The sequence below is a fragment of the Bacteroides sp. AF39-11AC genome, assembly GCF_003474285.1.
GTDB lineage: Bacteria > Bacteroidota > Bacteroidia > Bacteroidales > Bacteroidaceae > Bacteroides.
In genome coordinates this window covers 230893-253444 of sequence record NZ_QROH01000004.1, presented here as the reverse complement: position 1 = coordinate 253444, position 22552 = coordinate 230893, and the positions used below count along the sequence as shown (strand labels likewise).

The window sequence follows — 22552 nt, the reverse complement described above, 5'->3', positions numbered from 1 at the left end:
GATTTATAGATTTTCATTCATCTTTCAATCGAATCAAGACTAATACCGGATTACCTTCCTCGTCATTTTCATCTATCCCCCAACGTAATGCACCCGGAATATTATATAAATCTTTAGACTTCATTTCAAATAGTATATATTCACGGCCCTTATATTGCATATAAGTCGACAAATTAATGGGCAATCTAACATTAGAATTTTTCTCTGAAATATATAAATTATCAAAACGATAGATTTGTTTTGTCTTTCTATCATATAAAGTCATACTTTTTTTAGATAAATCAGAAACATCCATACTTGTCCAAAAAATCCACAAGAACCTCTTTGTATCAAACAGGTTGAGAGAAAACAACCTCTTATTGCCCAAAGAATCATAGTCTGACTCTCGAACACGATAATTATCTTTTTTCCACAGATAGGCCGTATTCACTTTCTCTGAATTCACATAAAATATAGTATCATTAAATAAATCCCAAAATATAAATGAATCACTATACGTTTGATTAGCAGACAAATTATTGTAAAGCTTATAAGATGTCTGTCTCACTTTTTCTTGTGAAGCCCGACGAATAGAAAGAATCGTCCCATTAGTTGTAGCAATCACCCAAAATAAAGGTTTATAATTATCTCTATCTCCACCCAACCCATTCGTATAAAAGAAATACAAACATCCATCATAATAATATAGGTGTTTAGGATAATTCCCATCCTCCGGCATATCAATATGATAACGATTCAATAAGATTCCATCAAAAGAATAAACAAGGATAGTTTTGGGACGACTATATACAAAAAGGCAACAGTTATCATTATCAACAGCGATATTCGGATATTGACAATATTCTTTAGGGCCTTCTCCTATTTCCCCTATCTTTTGCAGAAATTTTCCATTCCAGTCATATTTCAACAATCCCTGTTTAGTATTAAAGAATAAATAATTATCTGTAATGCAGTGATAGTCACCTCCAAGAGAAGGAATCAAAACAGAATCATCTATCTGAACATAAAATATCGTATCCACAATGTGCCTATAAGCCTCTTCTGAAGAAATTACTGTACCAGTAGGTTCTATCGCATAAATCCATGATTCAGAATGTCGTTCTGAACAAGCATATAATAGAAATAATATTATCAGTATAGGATAGCGCATTTCAAATCAAAATATAATATAGAAAATGTGGCAAAAGAAAATATTTACTTTTACCACATCCTTGAAATTATCGGCAATCTGCAAGTATTCCTAATTCCACCATTTCAGGTGCCATTCTTCTATAGTTATTCAATATCTTCTCCGAAGCAACAAAATTATTTTTTGCACAAACTTTACCATTTGAAGAAGCACCATTTCCAAAAGAGGTCGTACATGAATACAAATATTCATCTGGAGCACATAAACTAGAAACTACGCCTCCGCCACGCACCTGCTTCATTTCCGAGACATTCAAAATCTTTTTCATAAGCATTCAATTTTAAGTAAAACAATAAAGAAAAGTCTCCGCCCTATCCATCATAACAGCCAGCTACTCCGTTACAATTAATGCTATACGGTATCAGCATCAAAGTTGAAATGTAGCTAACATCCCGACTTGGAATGTAGCAAAATTAGGCAGGATACTACACCTAAACAAGAAAAGATACTGGACAAAAAACGAATAGACTATAATACTAATAACCAACATATTAGCCCAAAAACTAAAGCAAAAAGAAGAGCATCAACCGGACAATACATTCTCCTTATTCTCCACAATTTCCATATAAAATCATCAAAAGCATCACTGTTAGCCAACAAAATTTACTCTTCATATGTTACTTCAACTTCTCAACAGCATCGGCAGCCACATTAGAAACCAATATTATTTTTTCTTCAGCCGAATCCTTATCAATACGTTATTACCTTCTTCATCTATACTCTCAGCTTGCTTTCGTATCTTAGGATCATCAGAAGTTAGCCAAGCATCCAACAATTTATAAGTAGGATAGCCACATTCCAAATATTCACGACCATCCATCACATAATAATTATAAGGAAAAACAGAAGGAAGCCCCCATAAGTCATCGGTGATTCCTTCCGAGTTAAACAACTTCCCGGATGCTTTATCATAAAAACAATAATTCCATTTATTCTTCCTTATATCATAGGGACGCCATATACATAAATAATAATTAACTGTTTCAAAAATGGTAGATATTATCATAGATTGATTACATTCTTCCTTTTCTACCTTGGCAGGAGTCAATCGTTTATCCCACTCACCCCATACCGCAAAAGCTTCTTCTCCCTTTTCTGAAACTCGATAGATAGTATCGCTATATTGATTCCAGACTAGCATGGTGTCACCAAACAGTCCTATATGATCAGATGGAAAACTAGGATAATTACCCGAAGCAAAATGTAAACTTTCATCCAATTTAGAATATAATAAATCCCCTATTGTATCTGTTATTGCATACATATAAGGTAGTGATTCATCGTCGACATCTATACTATAATAAAAATAGAGTTTATCCTTCAAACAATAGAATTTCCATGCCATTTTTTTAGGAAGCTGAAGAGAATGTTTATTAAGGAAATTACCTTCATAAGAAAAAGATAATAGCGTAGAGGTGTCCATACAGTAAACATAAATAATCCTGTCTGTTTCATTTATCGCCATATTATAAAATCTTCTGTATTCACCCGGCCCTTGCCCTATAGCCCCTATCCTGTTCATTAAATGCCCTTCTTTATCATACCTCAATACTCCTTGCTCCGTTCCAGCCAAGAAAAAAGATGAAGCATGTACAATTCGGGCTCCCTTATAATCGATAGAGCCGGGCTGAATGATTGTCATCTCATCGGCTATATCAGACATTTTCATCTCTCTCTTTATGAAATCATCATAATTCCAAACAACCAGACCGGTATCTGAATAGCTGTGGCATGAACACAAAAAGAGGCATATAATACAAATAATCTTTATCATACCTTATCGGATGTAAACAACATGATATCGTGTTAAAACACTACAACACAACATCATATGATAGATATTTCTTTCTCACACTAAACATAATCGACTCCCCGACCAGACATTTGTCTTACTACTACAAAATCATTACTGACATGCGCCACAAAAGGAGAAGCTAATTCTCTTAAGTCTTTTTCCTCCACCTGTATTCCGGCATTTTCTATCTTATACACAGATAGCATATCTGACAAACCATATAAGTTATAACGATGCGGATGCTCTGCAAAAAGTTTGTCGGCATAGCTTCTGGTAAAAGGAATATGTAACTCACGCAAGTAGGTTGATAAAAGTGTTTTCATACATTCAATGATTTATAGATTTTTATTCATCTTTCAATCGAATCATTATCATGACTAAATTACCCTCAGAATCGATATTCTCTCTTTGCAATATTTCTTCCGGTAATTCATATGGTTCAATCTTTCCTATCATATAATCTCTATTAGCTCTTTGAGAGTATGAAAATACCCATTTTAAAGGAATATTTATTTGAGTATTTAAATCATCCAGTAGTTTCTTTGTCCCCATAAATATTTGCATTTTTTTATCGTAGAAACCAAAAGAAGAGAAAGATTTAAAGCCAGCATCAATCCACTTAAAAAACAAGAATCTTTTTGTCTCAGCAAACATCGTAAAAACCATCATATCTTCACTTATGTCTTCATTCAATGCAGACACACGATGTTTCCCCCGTTCCCACAAAAAAGCAGGTGTAACACTCTGTTCCGTAAATCGAAAAATAGTATCATTAAACAGATTATAATATAACAAAGAATTATTAGAAGAAGAACCACAATAAGTTCCACATGCATACCCATTCTTTAACACAGGCTCCCCATGCTTTTGTTTAATTTCTAAACTTTGCCCACAAGTATCTGTTATCACCCAATAATAGGGATCAGACAAACCTGACATTGATGGATAAAAGAAATAGCACTTGTTACCAAGAATGCGCATCATCATTGGATAGCCATAAGTATCATCTGGTAAATCATAATAAACACGATTCTGAAACACCCCATCATAAGAATAATTAATCATCACTTTTTCCGGTATACTATAAACACGAATCCGCTTATTACAAGTATCAACTGCCATTAATTTATTTCTATTATACTCCATTGGGGCCTGTCCTATTCCTCCTATTTTCATAAGAAACTCTCCGGTATATGAATACTTCAAAATACCTTCTGTTACGCTAACCAAAAAAAAACTATCAGTAAAACAGGGATTCCCATAGCTTGACAATAGAAACCTATTATCAAGTTGTATCAAAAAAACACTATCTGCAAACTCTGATACAGGTATCTCAGTTAGCAATTCATCAATCGGCTTTATTTCCAGAAGTTCCGTACTTTGCTGATGATTGCAACCAAGAAACAAAAGAGTTACTATTAACAAGAAAAGTAGTTTCATTGTATATCATATTAAAAATATGGGTTCCATTTCCACTTTTCCTTAAAGCATAGAACCCATATTCATTATTAAAAAATACTATTGATACAATAAATTTTATTATTATCATTGTACCACATGATATAAATATTTTTATAGTAAAACGTCGTTTTTCAAATTAAAATAAGAAAAACAAAAGTCTCTCAAAATACAGTAGAATGATAGTTCAATTTATTGCATCAGTACTAATTTAAAGTATCAAAAACATTGAGGAGTAGCAGCAATTTGCGCTTCATCCATATATTTCTTTATTATTGCAACATTAGCAGCCGCAGCACTTTTAGCACAAACTGAACCTGTACTAATAGCCCCTTCTTCAAAAGAGGTTCTACAAAAATACAGTTGTTCACCTTCACCGCACATGCTGGAAGGTTGTGCCCCTCCGCGCACCTGCTTCATTTCCGAGACATTTAAAATCTTTTTCATAAGCATTCAATTTTAAGTAAAACAAATAGAGAAAAGACTCCGCTCTATCCATCATAACAGCCAGCTACTCCATTATGATCAAAGCCTTACGGTATCAGCATCAAAGTTGAAATGCAGCTAACATCTCCACTTGGAATATAACAAAGGTAGGCAGGATGCTACACTTAAACAAGAAAAGATACCGGACAAAAAACAAATAGATTATAATATTAAAAATCAATATATTAACCCCAAAACTAAAGCAAAAAGAAGAGCCTCAACCGGACAAAACATTCCCCTTATTCTCTACAATTTCCGTATAAAGTCATCAAAAGCATCACCGCCGGACAACAAAAACTTACTCTTCATACGTTGCTTCGACTTCGCAATAGCATCGACAGTCACATTAGTAACAGTAGCAATCATAGCATTAGTGAACCCGGCACGAATAAGATAACATATCCTCCGTTCCTGCATGCCAAGTTTATAATCATCCAGTTTTGCCGATATATCACCATAAAGGGTATCAATTATAGCAAATATCTCCACCCATTCCTCATCCGATTTCACCAACCCATATATCGGCTGGCAACGCAACTGACATAACTGGCTTAAGGCAAGTGTACGTTCAACAGGCAATAACGAATGAATTTCCTGATATTCTTTCAGTTGTTTTGTATAGGATATATTCAGTTTCTGCAAACAAGAGTTCAGTTCATCCTTATCCTTTTGCCGGACGGATAACCTTTCTATCTGTTGGGACAACTCTTTATTCTCCTGTAATAATTGCTCTCGTTCCTCTTCCGATTCCACCCTTCCTTCATTCAATTGTTTTTCATTCTCTTTCAGGCGAGCAAGTAAACTTTCGATACGCTTCTGAACATTCCGTTTATATAAATGGAAAGACACAAAACCAATTACAACCAAAAACATTGCTCCGAAACCGATAGACAACAACCATACCTTACGGCTCAGCAACTCATTTCTAATCCTCTGGTTTTCATTCTTCAAGACTTCATTATTGTATTTCTCCTTTATATCACGATCCAATTCCTGCTGATCTTCATTCATCTGACACCAATCCATATAAAGTTCCTGATATTCTGAAGCGAACCGGCGATAATCTTTTATCTCAAACTCTTCACTTTGTAATGCACTCAGGCTCCGCTTCCTCCCATTCATAAAATCCTCCTTCATCAGGAACATCCCTATAATAGAAGACCGTCGCATCGGAAGTTCGTCTGTTGCCGATCTCCTACGATATTGAAGCATTTGCCGTTTAGCCTCTTCCCAATCTTCCACATTTTGACATATAACAGATAATTCGGTAGAAATATCCATAAATAGGATGGGATCGAAGTCAGCTACAGCCTCTTGCGCCTGCAAGTAACAATATAAAGCACTATCCGGACGGGAAGATAAAAGATGGGCACGCCCCATATTTCGTAAAGCATTGGCATAAGACCCTGTCAAAGACTTCTGTTTGAATAACCCGGCTGCTTGCGAAAAGTAGTGCAACGCATCCTCAGAGTGCCCCCTATTTAGATATTGACGACCATAATAGCAATAGATGAAACCCTTCAACGACGGGCTTTGTATTGTGTCGGCAGCTCTTAAAGCCGTAGTGCGACGAACAGAAACTTCCCTTTCAGGGTGCTGACAAGATGCTGCAAGTACAGTCATCCCGAAAAGAAATAACAAACAAAACAGCCGTTCCCGTAGCAATAGCAGTTTCAATATAATATGCATAGGTTATTATTCATGTATGATGCTACAAATATACTGATTTTCATAAACATCATCCATTTCAAACTTACATTTCTGCCAGTATGCCTTAGTATTTCTGTAGATGAATTCCCTTTAAACCTTATGCAGTTTTGATTTGAGTATCTTCTTTCTCGGTAGACAAAATACCGGTAAAAAGAAGAAAATACCGATAATAGACATGATTAACCCACCGATAGTACCCGACGCCAATGGAAACCAGAAAGCCTCTTTGTCCGTCCCGACCATAAAAGGAATGAAGCCCAGAATCGTGGAAACTACAGTAAGGAAAATAGGCACAATTTTAGCATTCCATGCCTTTGTATAAGCACGAAGCATGGAAAGACGCGGAAAGCGGCGACGAATACTGTTATACTCATTCAGAATATAAATACTGGCATTCACAGTAATACCACAAAGCAATACAAAGGATGCAAAACCTCCCTGGTCGAAATTCAGGCGGAACCAGTAGAATGTGAGGAATACACCGATATAAGATACCGGAATGACGAAAATGATAGCCAAAGGTTGTTTTAACGAATTGAACAGCACACTCGTCGTAAAGAAAATAATAGCAATCACAACCAACAGCAACAGATATTGCTTATTATCTTTCTTGTTCCACGCCCACGATTGGCTATCCGACTCGGCTGTATATCCCATTGGAAGCAGCTTATTAAACTCTTCCAAGTCCCGCTTCTGTATCTTATTACCTTGTTCGTACGAACCGATATATTCATATTGCAGACAAAGGCGATATTGTTGGTTTTCTTTAGCTATCTGCTGCGGCATCTGTCCCTTTTCCACCGTAGCCAATTCGGAAAGCTTATAGTGCTTTCCATCATCCGCACCATACGGGAAGAACTGCATAGCCCACACATCATAATCACGTGACTGACGTGAAGAAAGTTTCACACTTTCCGTGCCACTTTCCGTCATGACCGAACCCACCTGCATGTTCTTACCGAATATCGGCTGAATAGCTGCAAACAGGTGTTGTGCATCAATTCCTTCCTGCGCCATGCGCTCCTTATTCAGGTTGAAATAGAATTCTTGGTAATCATCCTTCCACCAAGAGAATTCCGATTTGATAAATACCTCTTTAATGCGCCGGTGCGAAAGCAATACTTCTTTCAACTTATCGGCCCATGCGTAGAGTTCATCATAATTGTAACCGTACATCTTGATACGATAAGAACCTGCGCTTTCACGAACGTCATTACTGAATCCCTGGTCTTGCAGGCCATATACATCCCAGCTACCGCCCCCCAGTTCAGAAACTTTACCTATCAGATTTGCTTTCAGTGTATACGGAAAACCGCTATGCTGATATTCTTTCTTAAAATAAATCTGAATATTCCCTCTACGTGCATTATACACAGAAGTATGGAACTGCTTGATCTCCTTAAAACCACTAAGATAAGTCTCTACACGCTTCACCAATGTATTCATTTGCTCCAGCGTACTTCCATTTGGCAAGTTGGCATTGGCATAAAGCACAACTTCCTCATTACGACTAAAATAACTACCTTCGTACACTTTCTGAACGAACAGCCGGAGACTTCCGCCTAAAGCCTTATCCACTATAGGTTTCACTTTTTCCTTATAGGTAGAAGAGCCCAATGTCTTATTATACCTTTCCTCCCATTTACCTTCTCCTTCCAACTTCTCAGGAAGAAGGAAGACCGGCAATCCGAACCCCAGCAGCAGCACAATGCACACCGCCACCCGCCAACGGAGAAGAAAACGAATAAGCACCTGATAGAAATGGGTAAAATAAACAGTCAGCCTGCGAATACGTATATGTCGGTGCATCCATTGCTTCGCATTCTGCAACCACTGATAAGGACGAAATAACATTCGCCTGTTTTTGTGCCGCGAAGTCTTATTTGAAGATTTCTTCACCAGACCAATTTTTTCAATCATAGCCGGTACAAAGAAAAGAGCTACAAAGAGAGAAACAGCCAAGTTAATAATCACTACAGCAGCAAAATCCTGCAAATTCAGCCGGATCTTCTCGTCCAAGAAGAAAATGATGACCAAAGCTCCCATCGTGGTCAAAGTAGCTGCAAGCACGGACATAAAAGCTTTCAGATTCCGCCGGTGCAAGATATGGTCAGTCATAACGATAGTGCTGTCTATCACGAGATTTAAGGACACAGTAATCCCTGCCAATGAATACAATTGCATCTCCAGACCGAACATATAGTAGAAAATAACTGCAACGGCAATGTTTATTGCCAAACTGGTGACTATGAGAAGCAGATATTTCAGATTCAATGTGATAATCCAGACAAACACCAGCAAAATAAGCACCGTCAATCCGGTACGGAAATAAATTTTATTAAGTTCCTCACGAATATATTCCGTAGCATCATAACTGGTATGCACCTCATAGCCGGGAGGCAATGTCAGGCGTATGTCTTCCATTTCCGCCATCACTTCATTGCTCAGTTGCAACTGATTGGCAGTTTCCACCGCTGTGATCGACATATAAATGGAATTCAGACCATTGATACGATAATAACTTTGAGGTTCTTCTTCCACGTGAGCTACCTTTACGAGTTCATCCAAGTGGATGATTTTTCCGTCAGAAGCCGTCACTGTGATATCCGAAGGATCGAACTGCCCACTGACTCCATCCGGCACCAACACCAGACGTATCCATTGTTTACCTTCGGGCGTATCCATGTTGTGTGTACCCAGAAATTCCTTGTTATAGTGCAACTGGATGGCCTGCCGGATATCCGAGATACTGACACCCAAGGTTCGTAGTTGTTCACTGTCATACTCCAATCGCCACTCCATCGGAGTAGCGCCACTTAAATCAATCTTATAAATGCCTTGAAGTTGAGCCAACCGAGGCTTGATATGCTCTTCTGCATATTGCTGTATCAGTATAGGCGTGGATGGCGCATTCAGTGTAAACGAAAGAAACGGACGTGATGCATTCTCATCGGGTACTTTCATATCGATGTACGGATAGCTCACTCCGGAAGGTAATTGCGACCACGTCTGTCGAATGATTGTGGAAGCTTCAAAACGTACTGCATCTACATCAGCGTGTTTATCCAGATCCACTGTTATATAACCATAACCGTTGCCGGAAGTAGAATACATGGCCTTTACCCCTTTGATACGGGCCAACATGGATTCCAGCTTGCTCGTCGCCTCCATCTCCACCACCCGCGACGAAGTGCCCGGCATGCTGAAGCGCACCGTGAAGCCCGGCAATGTGCGCGATGGATTCAGCTTGACCGGAAGCATCGGAACCAGAGCCAAACCCACCAGTGCCAGACAGACAAAGGTGACGATGAGGGTGAAAGGGGAGAGGCGATTCATAGTGATTAACGATTAGTGATTAGTGACTATAATCGAATTTGTCGGAGAGGGAGAAGCCGCTGGCAAAATCGTGCAAGGTCAGTTTGCGGATCTTGTAGTAGTTCAGCCAATAGTTTTTCAGGGCTGAGATATAGTTGCGCTGGGCTTCTTGCTGGCGGTTCAATGACAGGGTGAGGCTGCTGATGTCAGCTTTCCCGATGATGAAACGCTGGCGGGTTTCATTATATGCCAGGATAGAAAGGTCGAGGGCTTCCTCGGCACTCGTCACCAGATCTTGCTGGACATTAAAATCACTCACGGTCATGATGACTTCTTCTTCAATGCTGATCTCGCTCTGGCGGGAAGAGGTCTTTATCACATTCAGGTTATTACGAGCCATATTGTATTTGCCTTTACGCACCCCCCAGTCCACTAAAGGAATAGAAACGCTGACAGAAACCATTTCCTGTTGCATAGGGCGATTGTAGGCTTCACCAAACTTCTCTGCCACCTGATTGAAACCGACACTGGCATTGATACTGGCATTGAAGCGGGACTCTTTCCTGGTTTTGTCTACACTCTGTTCAGCCTCCAATACATCCTGACGCAAACCCAGGAAGTTAGGATTATTTGTACGCGCAGCATCCAAAGCGGCATCTACCGGAATAGTCAGTTCTCCGGGACGGCTGGGAAGGACAAGCCGTATTTCTGTATTCTTTTCCAAATTAAGGAAAGAAGCCAATGAGAACATGGCACGCTTCAATGAACTCTCTGCATTTTGCAAAGTATTGCGGGCGTTCACAACGTCCAGTTTCAGTGTCAGAAGGTCTGCACGACTGATAGAGGCTATCTTCAGGCGTTGCATACCGATGCGATAAAGCGTATCGGAAGAAGCTACATTTTCTTTTGCCAAATCATATTCGGCCTGCGCCATAGCCAGTTCAAAGAAGTAGGTAGTGGCTTGTTCGGACACCTGTTCGGCATTATAGATATACTCTTTCTTTACCTTTTCATATTTCAGCGGTTCTATTTTCCGCTCCCAGCGGAAAGGATTATAGCCTACCAGGCTCTGTGAATAGCCTACACGTATAGGAACACTGGTATACTGGGTATAACTATTAGAACCAAAGCTACGCATATACCCCAACTCCGTATCCAGATAGAACGTACCGCCCGTCAGGTCAAAATTCTGTTTGATGGCCAGATTACCATACGCATAGAAAGATTGTTGACTACGGTAAATATCCAGATCCTGTTCAGAGTCGTAACGCTTTGTGATGTCACGATTGTATTGCGCAGGGGTCATATTCAGCGTCAAGCTCGGCAAACGATTTGCCTTATAAGTGCGGTACGCCCAATAGCCGGACAGATACATATTTTTGGTACGGAAAGCTTCCAGCGAACTGTCGTTTGCCATGGTAATGGTTCGTTGCAAGTCCAGCGTTATCTGCTGCTGCGCAATGGCAGGAAGCGTCAGAGAAAGTCCGAATAGAATTATCAAACTAAGTTTCTTCATTATATCAAGCTTTTTTGTTCCGGTAAATAAACCAATATATCAAAGGAATAATGAACAGACTGACCAGCGTACCGATAAACATCGCCCCAATCATAGCAATGGAAAGCGGTTTCTGCAATTCCGATCCCATATCGAAAGAGAACAGCAACGGCACCATGGCAAAGATGGTGGTCAGAGAAGTCATAATGATGGGACGCAACCTGCGCCTTCCTGCCTCATGGATGGCTTCCAGAAGCGGAATCCCCGTCTTACGCAATTCATTGATCGCATCAAGTTTCAAGATAGAGTCATTGATAATGATACCACACGTCACGATTAAACCGATAGCAGACATCAGATTCAGCGTATGTCCGCATATCCATAGCAGTACCAGGGCAAATGCTACGTCTATCGGTATTTCAAGCAATACGACAAGCGGTTGCACAAAACTCTCGAACTGTGCCGCCAGAATAAAATACATCAACAGAATGGAAATAAACAGAATGACTACCAGTTCATCCAGCATCTTGCGATTGGAAAAGAAACTTCCTGAAAAAGCTGTATCCCAATCTCCGGTAGCATCCGCCACTTCTTTCACTTGTTGCATCAGAGGCCCTGCTTTTTGCACCTCGTAGAAGCGGAAAGGAACATACTCTCCGTTACGTCCTGCAGTTATGGCCTTCAAGTCTTCCGCCGTCACCACCGACACCAGTTCACGCAAAGGCAGATATTCAACACCGTCCTTGTCCGCCCGTGTCTGCACCAGTGTTTCCTGCAAAATAGTGTTCACTGTCTGCTCCTCTCCTACAATACTGATCGGCAGATATTGCTGATAAGAGTGAAGAGTTGCCACACTGTTCTCTTTGAAAGCAGTCTTCAGTACGCGATACAGTTCATCATACGAAACATTATACAGTAATAGTTTTTCCTTATTGATGCGGATATTCAACTGATTTTCAAAAGCAATACCTGTAGGCGCATATCCCGTGTGAGTTATAAATTCATACTCCAGACCACGCAATTCATCAGCAGTCGGCACTTTTTCCTTATTGCGAGAATAGAGTTCAGCCACAATATCAGCTTCTCCCGTCACAAACAGTTTCTCAAACACCGTTTCAGGAGGCGAGAAAGAGACAACAGCCAATGGATACTCTGACTTGAGCAAGCGATAGACCTTTTCCTGTAAAGGAGGTATCTCCGATGAATTCTTTGTTTTGAAATAGAATTCAGCTTCCGAAGAGGATAGTGCTTGTTCCCGGTTCAGGAGATAGTCTTGTTGTCCGATAGCAGCAGTTTGTTCCACTGTCTCTTCTCTCAATGTACCAAACAGAGCGTCTACCCTGTGGCGGTTCTCGTCCACATGGATATTCTCATTCCATTCCACACGGGCTATCAATTCGTTCTGATCTATCTCAGGCATGCGCTCCTTACCAATGAAATAGAACATAAATACACACAAGGGCACAGAAATAATGCAGAATATCACACTTGCTGTCTTATGAGCAAATATAAAATCGACTCCTGCATCGTAGAAACGGTCAAGTGTATGCTCCTTAATAGGGTTATTGATGCGGATACGCGAGAACCACGACTTACGCAAACCAGTACGGTATACCAACATATAGAGCACCGGCAACAGCATAATACCTGTAAAATAAGACACCATCAATCCGACCGTTACAGAAAAAGCCTGGTCATAGAAGATTGCTCCGGCAATACCACTCATGAAAATCAAAGGCACAAATACCGCTATCGTAGTCAACGAGGAACTGAGCATAGGCGTAATCACCTCACTGGTACCCGCAATACATGCACGCCTCAGCGAATACCCCCGCTCCCGGTATTGCGAAATATTCTCAGTTACAATAATGGAACTGTCAATCATCATACCCAACGCCAGAATCAGTCCGGAAAGGGATATGATATTCAAGGACATCTTGAACAGATAAAAGAAGAGGAAACAGATTACAATGGAAACCACCATACTCAACCCGATGATGAACGGTGATTTGACATCCCCCAGAAAGAGAACAGCTACAATGCAGATAAAAAGGAAGCCCAACGAAAGGTTCTGTTGTAAATTGGAGATGGTATAATCCAGCAATTCCGTCTGGTTACGACTGACACTGAACTCGATGTCCGGATATACACTCTGAAAATAATCCATAGTGCCGCCGATAGCCTCCTTCATGTCATCCATATTCTCGTCTGCCTGCTTGATAATGGCCAGTGTCACTGCACGCTTACCATTGCTCATAGAGATTCCTTTTTCCTTAACGGAAACAACGCCGATCTCACAAAATTCCTCCAGGCGGATAATACGGCCTTCTTTATTAATAAGGATATTTTTTACATCATCTTCCGTGCGCAGCAAAGTAGAGAATTTGATATTGTATTCATAATATCCGTCGCGTACGGTCATACTACCCGGTTCTACATTATTCTGCGCGAGTGCTGTTTCTACATCCTGAATGGAAAGTCCCAGAACTGCAAGTTTATTTTTATCCGGTACAATCTGTAATTGCCGTTCCACCAAACCAGTGACATCCACCATTGCCACCTCTGTCAGTTGCTCAATACGACGCTTAATAACATTTTCGGCAAACTCACATAAATCAAGAAATGCCCGTTCGTCGGTTTGCCCGTAAGCACTGTCATTCTTTAAAGTGAGGTTAAGGTAAAATACCGGAATATCAGTAGCACTTGCCTTCACTACTTTAGGGCGTTCAGTATCCTTAGGCAGGTAGTTCATGGCAGCATCGATCTTCTCGTTCACCTCTATAAAAGCCAGGTCGGTATTCGTGCCAAAATCAAAACTCAGACGGATAAGTCCTGCCCCATCCCGCGCTTCACTGTCCATGTCTTTCAGGCGTGCCACCTGAATCAACTGTTGCCGCAACGGTTTCACCACAGTATTCTCCAACTCACGGGCTGAAGTATTCTGCGCCGAGATCTGTACCGTAATCTCCGGAATGGCAATATCCGGCAACAAAGATACCGGCAACGTGAAATACGTCACCAGACCGACAATAAAACATGCGGTAAACGCCATTAATACGGCAATGGGCCGATGTACCAGAAATTTAACCATCCCCCTTTAATTATTAATTTTTAATTATCACCGGTGCCTCATGAGCCAGATTTACATTACCTGTCACAATCACCACGTCTCCTTCATGCACTTCATCCTCCACAATGGTATAATTCTCTGAATTCTCCAATACTGTCTGTACGTAATTCCATTTGGCTTTATTGTCTTTCAACGTGAAGACCACTTGCTTACCGGAACGCAGCACCACGGAACTCTTAGGAATTACCAACTGTTCGCCAAGCGAGCGGTGCACATTCACCCGAATATTCATGCCATTAAACAGTTTGCCCTGTCCGCTGACAATAGCTTTCACCTTTACCATACCTTTGTCGTCCACCAGGGGATTTATTTCCGAAATACGGCCCTCATATTTCGCGGAAGGATCGGCGTAAGGAGTCACAACGACTTTATCTCCACTCTTAATAAGGGGAAGTTCACTCTCCAATACAGTAAAATCTGCTTCCATGCCCTGTGTGCCGATAATGGAACAGAAGGTATCGGAAGTAGTAGCAGCATTGTATGGTTTAGAAAAGAGATTAGCTACCACTCCATCGAAAGGAGCAACCAACGTAGCATGCTCTTCTTCATATTTAGCCAGTTCGTATTGGGAAAGGGTTTGATCATAACCGCTCTTTACTCTTGCTAACTGCATAATATCATCGGGTACCTTGGCTGTAGCATCTGCCGCATATCCCTGACCAATCAATACATCCTGCAATTCCAATTTCGCTTTCTCTAAAGCATCCTTGGTTTGAGCGGTCTTATTCTTTAAACGGAATTTATCCAGTTCCGCCAGTTTTTGTCCTTTATGCACCCGGTCACCGTTTTTCACATAAATCTGTGCCACGATCCCCGAACTTTCAAAACGCAAATCTGCCATTCCTCCGGCCACAACCTTACCGTTACTTACCAGTTCATGGTTGAACGTTTGCCGTTTTAAGGTCATCACGGCCACTTCATTTTTCTCATCCGGCAGCACGGTTGCCACTCCTTCGTCGGCAACTTCTTCTTTTTTTGCACCGGAGCATGCTGCCAGTACAAATAGTGCCAGGCAGAGCAAAAGCCGATAGTTCTGTGTCTTTATCATTCGATATTAGTTTTTCCGTTTACACTTAATGTATGCAAAATTAGTCGTTTTCCTGTTACGAACCATCATAGGTCTATGGACAAAAACAGATAGTTCTTAAACCATTATTTTTCTAATTATCAAAGAAATACATTTTTACCCACCCCTTTTGGGGTGGACAAAAATATATACTATTTTTCATTTGGGTACCGTAATAGCCACTATCGGATTGGAATCATCCGTCAATTCTTTCAGTACCGAAAGCTTGTCGCTTTCCGCTGCTTCGGAATTTTCTTCCAGCCACTCCAATACAGTACCGGAATCTATAATCATTCCATATTCTCCCTTCATACTACATGCTTTAGGACGAAAAGCCATAAATCCGTTCAGGTCATCCGTTATACCATCTGCTTCGGCATACATACGGGTGGTCTTTGCTTTCCGGTCATAAATACCATTGAATGTCTTGGGATCTGAATATAATCCCTGAATACACTGGAAGAAGACATTATCTTTTGTTTCAAAAATACAGCCTACCAACAAGCGATTTTCGTTGTCTTTAGAATCGGTACGCGCCTCCGCTCCCCAATGCCATTTACCGGTAGCAAATACAATATAAGGAACCAGACCATTCCTTTCTACTGTATAGATCGTATCATTAAAACTCTCTTTAAACCGTACTTTTCCATCACTCTTCCATAAGAAAGGAATACCTGTAATACTTGCCGAATTTTCCCCACCTTTAAAGTTACTCAAAACAATAGCTGCATTACCTTGCTTGATCACACTGATGCTGGCAATATCCTGCACGCCCTTTTCCGGCAATACCGGGAATAGACTGGGAACCGTATCCACCTGTTCACCCGCCTCGTTGAAAAATAGCAGTGAACGGGCATTGTATCCCATAGCCAAATTATTATAATGTCCGATCACCAATGAATCTGTAAAACAGAAATCTCCCGGTGAGGCCGGAGGGGTAGGAATAGTCAGTTTACCGCGATATTTTCCCTGCATATCATACTTTTGCAAAGTAGCAGGACGACGCATAAAGTAAAGCAGCCCATCCACATCATTATACGTAGGTGCCGGTCCCGAATATGCTTCCGGATCTTCTCCCACATGTCCAACCTTAGTTAAGAACTTGCCAGTTTCCTTATCAAACAAGAAACAGTTTTTCCCTGAAACAACTGCAATTTGCTTATCCAGCAACAGAATATTAGGACTTCCACCTATTAGGCATGAATCAGTAGTTTCCAACAAAACATAGCGCACATCACTTCCCAATTCCGAAAGTTTCAACTCAGCAGGCTTCTCCATAGCACCTGCCACATCAATCGAGCATAATCCATCTGCAGAGGATTGCGGAGTACCGGTACAAGCAGCCATCAGGCAAACCAGACCTGCGGCGTATAACCATCCTTTTTTCATAATTCTTAATGTGTTTTCAAATTCAACATTTATAACATCTCCGCAAATAAACTAATATTTTTAGTTTCAAAACTAAATTTTATCGTTAAAGAACTAAAAAGTCCAATTAAAAGAGGGATTCAAAAGGAATGACCACTACTTCGTTATAAAGAACAGAGGCACACACCCCACTGCATAACAAACAATGTCCCCCCATGAGAATGACGTACCCAATACTACTTTTGCCAATGCACAATCTTGTAATCCCAATACAGTAATAAGTTGAAGGTACTGCAACGCTTCAATGCAACAAGATCACCCATATAGGGACGTATAAATGCATCGCGAACAAAAAGAGCTATTAGCATTTCAATAATAAACAGCCCGATAAAACAGATGGCATAAAACCAACGGCTGCCAATAAATGTAGTATTCTTAGTATTCCTAAATTCTTTTGTCGTAATAATGCCCGTAAAAATATCATTCATTTTCTTACAACTTATATTTTCAGATGAGAAATGTGAATGAAATTTTGTAGCAAGTTAACGATTCATTGATTCCTAAAAGAAAGTCTGCTCCCCACTTGAACAATACCCGAGACATACTTGCTCCGTACCAACTCCACTCAGAGGTACCTCTACACGGAGAAAACACGGAGTTGGTACGGAGCAAGTGTATTTCAGATAAGAAGAGAGCTATGCAACCTATCGGAAGAATAATCTTTCCGACAAATTCAGCACATCTAAGCAAATGACTGCAAACGGACGCAAAAATCACAAATATGAAGATAAACACTAAAATCGTTAGGTGAAAGAAAAAGTTTTTCCATACCTTTACGACATAATGAAAATAAAGAATTAAAAGACACGATAGCATGGGAATCATCAATCAAGGCATTCTGGGAGGCTTTTCCGGCAAAGTGGGGCCAATAGTAGGATGCCACTGGAAGTCAAAATATTATATACGTGCACATGCTGCCAAAGTCAGCAATCCACGTACAAAGAAACAACAGGAACAGCGGAGTAAATTTGCAACAGCATTCAGCTTTCTAAAACTAATCAAACCATTTATACGTATCGGTTTCAAAGAGTTTGCGGAAAAGAAATCAGCATTTAATGCTGCCATGTCTTATATGCTGAAGAGAGCAGTAGTAGGCGATGGGAATGAAATCATTATTGACTTTAACCGGGTACTGATATCCACAGGAAGCCTGATGCCTGTATTTGAGAGTAAAGCTACTGTATCTGACAACAAAATGATTTTCAATTGGAAAGATAACAGTGGTATGGGGAATGCAGAGGGCACAGACATAGCCATGGTACTGGTGTACAATAAAGATAAAGAAGAGGCTGTCTATGACACCGAAGTCGGTCATCGTCGGAACGAAAGCTCCCAACTGGCACTTCCGGTTAACTGGCAAGACGATGAACTGGTAGCGTATCTCAGTTTTCGTAGTGCCGACGGTAGTAATGTAGCCAATAGCGTGCGCGTATCAATCTCAATAGTTGAGGCATCAGAAAGAGATTATTCATCGCTCAATCGTCTTTATTCTATTGGAATACGAAAAAATGACTCAGACTCTCTACAAACGAATACAAAGTGCTCCCCTCTCTTTCAAAGAGATACAAGGAATAGCCAAACGGAAGCAATCCTCTTTGAGGATATCACTACGATAATCAGAAAGGGAAGTATCCAGAATAACAGCCCGGATACGGAACAAGGTAGTTAATTCCTTGATGCGTCCTTTATAACCTTTAGAAATATATAGATAATCAATAGATAAAGGATGGCTCGAAATTTTATTCCGCCAGCGAGCATCATGCAGCAAACAAATCCGCTTGCCGCCATAAGAAACAATATGGTTATGGAAAGCAAAACCGGAAGTAGCGTAATCACCGGTTAATACTTCGGGAGCGGAGAGACGCTGATGATTCCAATTCGGAGAAAGCGCACGATACAAACGGGACACATCCGGTAAGCTATCGGCACAGGCCAACCAGGACTTCCCGTTAGCGGCAATGCAATGAACAGCAGGACAGTTACGCACGTTATAAAAGGCAATACTGCACTGAGGTACAGACGAACTAACCAAAACTGTATGATAAGTAGTAAGAAGAAGCAAACAACACAAAGAAAAATAGATACTACGGGAAGTACGAACAGAAAAACTCCTAAACAGAGACAAAAGAAAAATATAAAACAGCATTATTTCCCAATATTCCGTCCAGAGTCCATCAATGGAAGACATGGGAAATTGTTCTATACGACGTAAAACATTATTCTGACTACTTAGCAATATATTGACAACAGCTGCAAATCCTTGCTGTAGAAAAGGGAAAGGAGTCAGAATAAGCATAAAAACAGCAGAATATAAAATCAACGTTACCATAGGAATTACCCACAAGTTCGTTAGCAGAAAATGAGTTGAGAAACGGAAGAAATAAAGAATAACCAAAGGAGCCGTACCAATTTGCGCAGCAATAGAAACTGTCAGCAGGCCCCAAATGTAACGAGAAATGCGATGTCGTACGGAAAGTAAATTATAAAGTTTGGGTTGAATGAGTAAGATAGAAGCTACTGCAACAAAAGATAATTGAAAACCGACATCAAACAGCCAAAGCGGATTATAAAGCAGCATCAGAAAAGCAGTAGCAGCCAGAGTATTCAGTGTTAACGGTTTCTCCGGATGCAGACTGGATATCGCTAACAAAGAAAACATGATAACAGAACGTACCACAGAAGAAGACAATCCTGTTAGAAAGGCAAATCCCCATAAAAAAAGAATAATCAGAAAAAGCCCGAAAGGCTTAAAGTAACTCCACCGCTTCCATATAAGAGACAGAAGAAAAAAGAGTAAAGCATACAAAAAACCGATATGGAGTCCCGAAAGAGCCAGCACATGGCTGGCACCTGTTATAGAATAAGTCTCCCGGATGTCTTCACTCAGGTTTTCTTTGTCGCCAACTGTGAGAGCGGAAAGTACAGCCAGATTATCTCCCCGAAAACCTAAATGATGATAGAGTTCCATCACTTTTTCCTGATAATCCGAAGCTATCTGCCAGAGGGTACGAGAAGAATCATGCCCCACTATCCGCCAATGTCCGGCAGGGATATAAGCCGTACCAGTACCATCTTTGCGGACAAGATAACGTATATAATCGAACTCATCAGGATTGCCATTATTAACCGGGGGAGTAAGTCGGGTATGGACCCACAATCTATCTCCCCGACTCAATGAAGCAGTAGTAGAATCTTTCGGGAAATAGAACAAGAAAGAATGCCCATGCTCACTTCTTTGCACAGCTCCTTTTTCCACTCTCCCTTCTAACTGAACCCGACATAAAAGACTTTTTTCCTTCATTTCCGGTTGTTCACTGATAGCTGCCTGGTAGACTGCTGCATCACCTGAAAAAGGAAAATGCATTCGATGTAAACGTTCCCCTGATATGCCGGCACCCAAACCAAAGCAACAAAGAAATACAGAAAGACCATACAACCAATGAATTCGATATTTACCGGAAAGAAAATAAGCGAGAAAGAGTAAAAGGAAACCTGCCAAACAAATCCATACAGGAGAAAACGTGGAAAACAAATAAGATGTCTCTTCGGGAATATTTAAGGAAAGCTCTGCACGCTGATGGAAGAAGTATGCATCTCCGCATATAATACCACCTGTCAACGGCATCAAAAGTCGTAAGAAAGGATGCCGTTGCAGGGTGTTGTTTATCAACTGAATGTAAAGTTAGAGTTCTTTTAACGAATGTATCATACCTTCGGGATCAGGAGCGGCAAATACCGCATTGCCTGCAACCAGTGCATCAGCACCGGCAGCCACCAGACGGGCACCTGTCTCCAGATTCACGCCGCCATCCACCTCGATCAGCGCTTTTGAACCGGTACTATCTATCAGAGCACGCAATTCACGTACTTTTTCAATGGTATGTTCTATGAATTGTTGTCCGCCAAAGCCGGGATTTACACTCATCAGCAGCACCATATATACATCCTGAATAATATCTTTCAGCATAGCTACAGGAGTAGCAGGATTCAACGTCACAGCTGGTTGCATACCGGCTTCACGTATTTGTTGCACTACCCGGTGCAGGTGCGGACATGCTTCGAAATGCACGTTCATGGTGTGTGCCCCCAACGCTTTCACTTCATGAATGAATTTCTCGGGTTGTACTATCATCAGATGTACATCCAAAGGTTTCTTTGAAATCTTTGCTACGTACTTCAATACGGGAAAACCGAAAGATATATTGGGAACGAACACACCGTCCATAATATCGATATGTACCCAGTCGGCTTCACTACGGTTCAGCATTTCCAAGTCCCTTGCCAGATAAGCGAAATCTGCGGACAGGATTGAAGGAGCTATGATTGGTTTCATAATACACTACGTTTTACAGATTATATATAAATATAACGTACAAATGTAGACAAAAGATTTCATTCATCCTAATATTATCCCCTGCAAGCCTTGCGGAAGCTGAGTTACAGTCCGGTAATTGCGGGCCAGACTACGAAGAAAATCCAAAGTTTTCTCGGAAGGGTGCGGACGTTCACCGGATATTGTATCATCGGATGTACGCGGTTTTACGGATGAAGAAGAAAAAGAAGGAGTAGTTTTTTTATCCATAGGCTTATTGAATTAGTTATAATCAAAATTACAAACTGCTATAAAAAATGCAGGAGTAACTCTATGTGTTATAGAACGGGAGAAAGAGAGAAATAGTATACAATAAGCTGTAAAAAACGTAAAGAAAATATATAAATCAGCCCAGGGCAGTACTGAAGCACTGTACCTGGGCTATAAGATTCATTGTAATGAGGATATTTATTTTGCTTTGGCTAAGTCGAATGAGAAAGTTGTTGCAGGAAGTTCAATAGGCTCACCATTCACTTTCACACCAGTTACCTGGAGTTTGAAAGCCAATTTGCTGCCGGCATAAATAAAGCTACCTGCTTCGGGTGCTGCAATTGTTACTTCTACCTTCATGTCCGGAGTTTCTCCTTCACCTTCACCCTCACCTTCAGTAGGTTCTACAGTCGGAAGGTTAAATTCGATAATCAACGGTTCGGGAGCAAATGTCATGCTAATAGCTGTCTTATCATCATTGAAGGCAGGAGTGTACTTTACTTTATAATTCACGTCACCCACAGCCTTGATGATTCCGGGAGCAGCTTCTTCGCCCGCAATTGCTGTTATCAGATCTTCTACCGGGAACTTTTCAAATGATACATTCTCATTGGTTACCTCTGCGGTTACATCCGTACCTTCGGGAGCTTCTTCACCTTCTTCCGCAGTCGGTACCGGAGCCACTACTTGTAGTTTACCGATATAATCACCTACTACATCTGTCAATACGGGATCGTTAGGTTTAGGGTCATTGTCATCATCGCAAGATGTGAAAGTAGTTATCAAACCAAGGGTCATTACAAGAAACACGAAACGCTTTAAACAATGTACTTTTTTCATTACTTTAATAAGTTTAGTCTAGTAAATAATAAAATTAATAATTCACATAATTAAGGTT

Annotated in this window: 16 protein-coding genes and 2 pseudogenes; 1 reads left to right on the top strand and 17 read right to left on the bottom strand. The window is 40.6% G+C overall.

Going from position 1 to position 22552, the window contains the following annotated elements; all coding sequences use genetic code 11:
• Nucleotides 1–13: 13 nt before the first annotated feature.
• The 13 genes and pseudogenes from DW036_RS09560 to DW036_RS09500 all read right to left on the bottom strand — a co-directional run bounded on the left by DW036_RS09560 (nucleotide 14) and on the right by DW036_RS09500 (nucleotide 17500).
• Nucleotides 14–1150 (bottom strand): 6-bladed beta-propeller, encoded by a 1137-nt coding sequence (locus DW036_RS09560; RefSeq protein WP_022394177.1) that lies wholly within the window; start codon nucleotides 1148–1150, stop codon nucleotides 14–16.
• Between the two features lie 67 nt (nucleotides 1151–1217).
• A complete protein-coding gene (locus DW036_RS09555) occupies nucleotides 1218–1457 on the bottom strand; it encodes a hypothetical protein (RefSeq protein WP_022394178.1) in 240 nt (79 codons plus the stop codon).
• Between the two features lie 396 nt (nucleotides 1458–1853).
• Entirely contained in the window at nucleotides 1854–2963 is a 1110-nt protein-coding gene (locus tag DW036_RS09550) for a 6-bladed beta-propeller (protein ID WP_118463582.1), read from the bottom strand.
• Between the two features lie 80 nt (nucleotides 2964–3043).
• Nucleotides 3044–3307, bottom strand: a complete 264-nt coding sequence (locus tag DW036_RS09545; RefSeq protein ID WP_233560371.1) for a cysteine peptidase family C39 domain-containing protein — start codon at nucleotides 3305–3307, stop codon at nucleotides 3044–3046.
• 22 nt (nucleotides 3308–3329) lie between these two features.
• Nucleotides 3330–4424 carry a 6-bladed beta-propeller gene (locus DW036_RS09540; RefSeq protein ID WP_118463579.1) on the bottom strand — a complete coding sequence of 365 codons (1095 nt, stop codon included), beginning with the start codon at nucleotides 4422–4424 and terminating at the stop codon, nucleotides 3330–3332.
• A 237-nt stretch (nucleotides 4425–4661) separates the two neighbouring features.
• Nucleotides 4662–4889: a hypothetical protein gene (locus tag DW036_RS09535; protein ID WP_118464274.1), complete on the bottom strand. Its 228-nt coding sequence runs from the start codon at nucleotides 4887–4889 to the stop codon at nucleotides 4662–4664.
• Nucleotides 4890–5174: 285 nt separating this feature from the next.
• Nucleotides 5175–6551 carry a hypothetical protein gene (locus DW036_RS09530; protein ID WP_233560369.1) on the bottom strand — a complete coding sequence of 459 codons (1377 nt, stop codon included), beginning with the start codon at nucleotides 6549–6551 and terminating at the stop codon, nucleotides 5175–5177.
• A 177-nt stretch (nucleotides 6552–6728) separates the two neighbouring features.
• Nucleotides 6729–9974 carry an efflux RND transporter permease subunit gene (locus tag DW036_RS09525; protein ID WP_118463573.1) on the bottom strand — a complete coding sequence of 1082 codons (3246 nt, stop codon included), beginning with the start codon at nucleotides 9972–9974 and terminating at the stop codon, nucleotides 6729–6731.
• 19 nt (nucleotides 9975–9993) lie between these two features.
• A complete protein-coding gene (locus DW036_RS09520) occupies nucleotides 9994–11469 on the bottom strand; it encodes a TolC family protein (RefSeq protein ID WP_118463570.1) in 1476 nt (491 codons plus the stop codon).
• A 4-nt stretch (nucleotides 11470–11473) separates the two neighbouring features.
• The gene (locus DW036_RS09515; RefSeq protein ID WP_118463567.1) at nucleotides 11474–14539 is read right to left on the bottom strand and encodes an efflux RND transporter permease subunit; all 3066 of its coding nucleotides are present in this window, start codon (nucleotides 14537–14539) and stop codon (nucleotides 11474–11476) included.
• A 13-nt stretch (nucleotides 14540–14552) separates the two neighbouring features.
• Nucleotides 14553–15626 (bottom strand): efflux RND transporter periplasmic adaptor subunit, encoded by a 1074-nt coding sequence (locus tag DW036_RS09510; RefSeq protein WP_118463564.1) that lies wholly within the window; start codon nucleotides 15624–15626, stop codon nucleotides 14553–14555.
• 177 nt (nucleotides 15627–15803) lie between these two features.
• Entirely contained in the window at nucleotides 15804–17033 is a 1230-nt protein-coding gene (locus DW036_RS09505) for a DUF4934 domain-containing protein (protein ID WP_118463561.1), read from the bottom strand.
• 135 nt (nucleotides 17034–17168) lie between these two features.
• Nucleotides 17169–17500, bottom strand: a pseudogene (locus DW036_RS09500) (DUF2809 domain-containing protein).
• A gap of 386 nt (nucleotides 17501–17886) precedes the next feature.
• On the opposite strand from DW036_RS09500, the pseudogene DW036_RS09490 reads away from it, so the two are divergent.
• Nucleotides 17887–18489, top strand: a pseudogene (locus tag DW036_RS09490) (DUF6266 family protein); the annotation flags it as partial.
• A gap of 105 nt (nucleotides 18490–18594) precedes the next feature.
• Here DW036_RS09490 and DW036_RS09485 read toward each other — a convergent pair.
• The 4 genes from DW036_RS09485 to DW036_RS09470 all read right to left on the bottom strand — a co-directional run bounded on the left by DW036_RS09485 (nucleotide 18595) and on the right by DW036_RS09470 (nucleotide 22494).
• Nucleotides 18595–20697 (bottom strand): ComEC/Rec2 family competence protein, encoded by a 2103-nt coding sequence (locus tag DW036_RS09485; protein ID WP_118463555.1) that lies wholly within the window; start codon nucleotides 20695–20697, stop codon nucleotides 18595–18597.
• 57 nt (nucleotides 20698–20754) lie between these two features.
• Nucleotides 20755–21405, bottom strand: coding sequence for a ribulose-phosphate 3-epimerase (gene rpe, locus DW036_RS09480; protein ID WP_118463553.1), 651 nt, complete (start codon nucleotides 21403–21405; stop codon nucleotides 20755–20757).
• Nucleotides 21406–21468: 63 nt separating this feature from the next.
• Nucleotides 21469–21654, bottom strand: a complete 186-nt coding sequence (locus DW036_RS09475) for a hypothetical protein (protein ID WP_118463550.1) — start codon at nucleotides 21652–21654, stop codon at nucleotides 21469–21471.
• A gap of 198 nt (nucleotides 21655–21852) precedes the next feature.
• A complete protein-coding gene (locus DW036_RS09470) occupies nucleotides 21853–22494 on the bottom strand; it encodes a DUF4840 domain-containing protein (RefSeq protein WP_118463547.1) in 642 nt (213 codons plus the stop codon).
• Nucleotides 22495–22552: the final 58 nt, after the last annotated feature.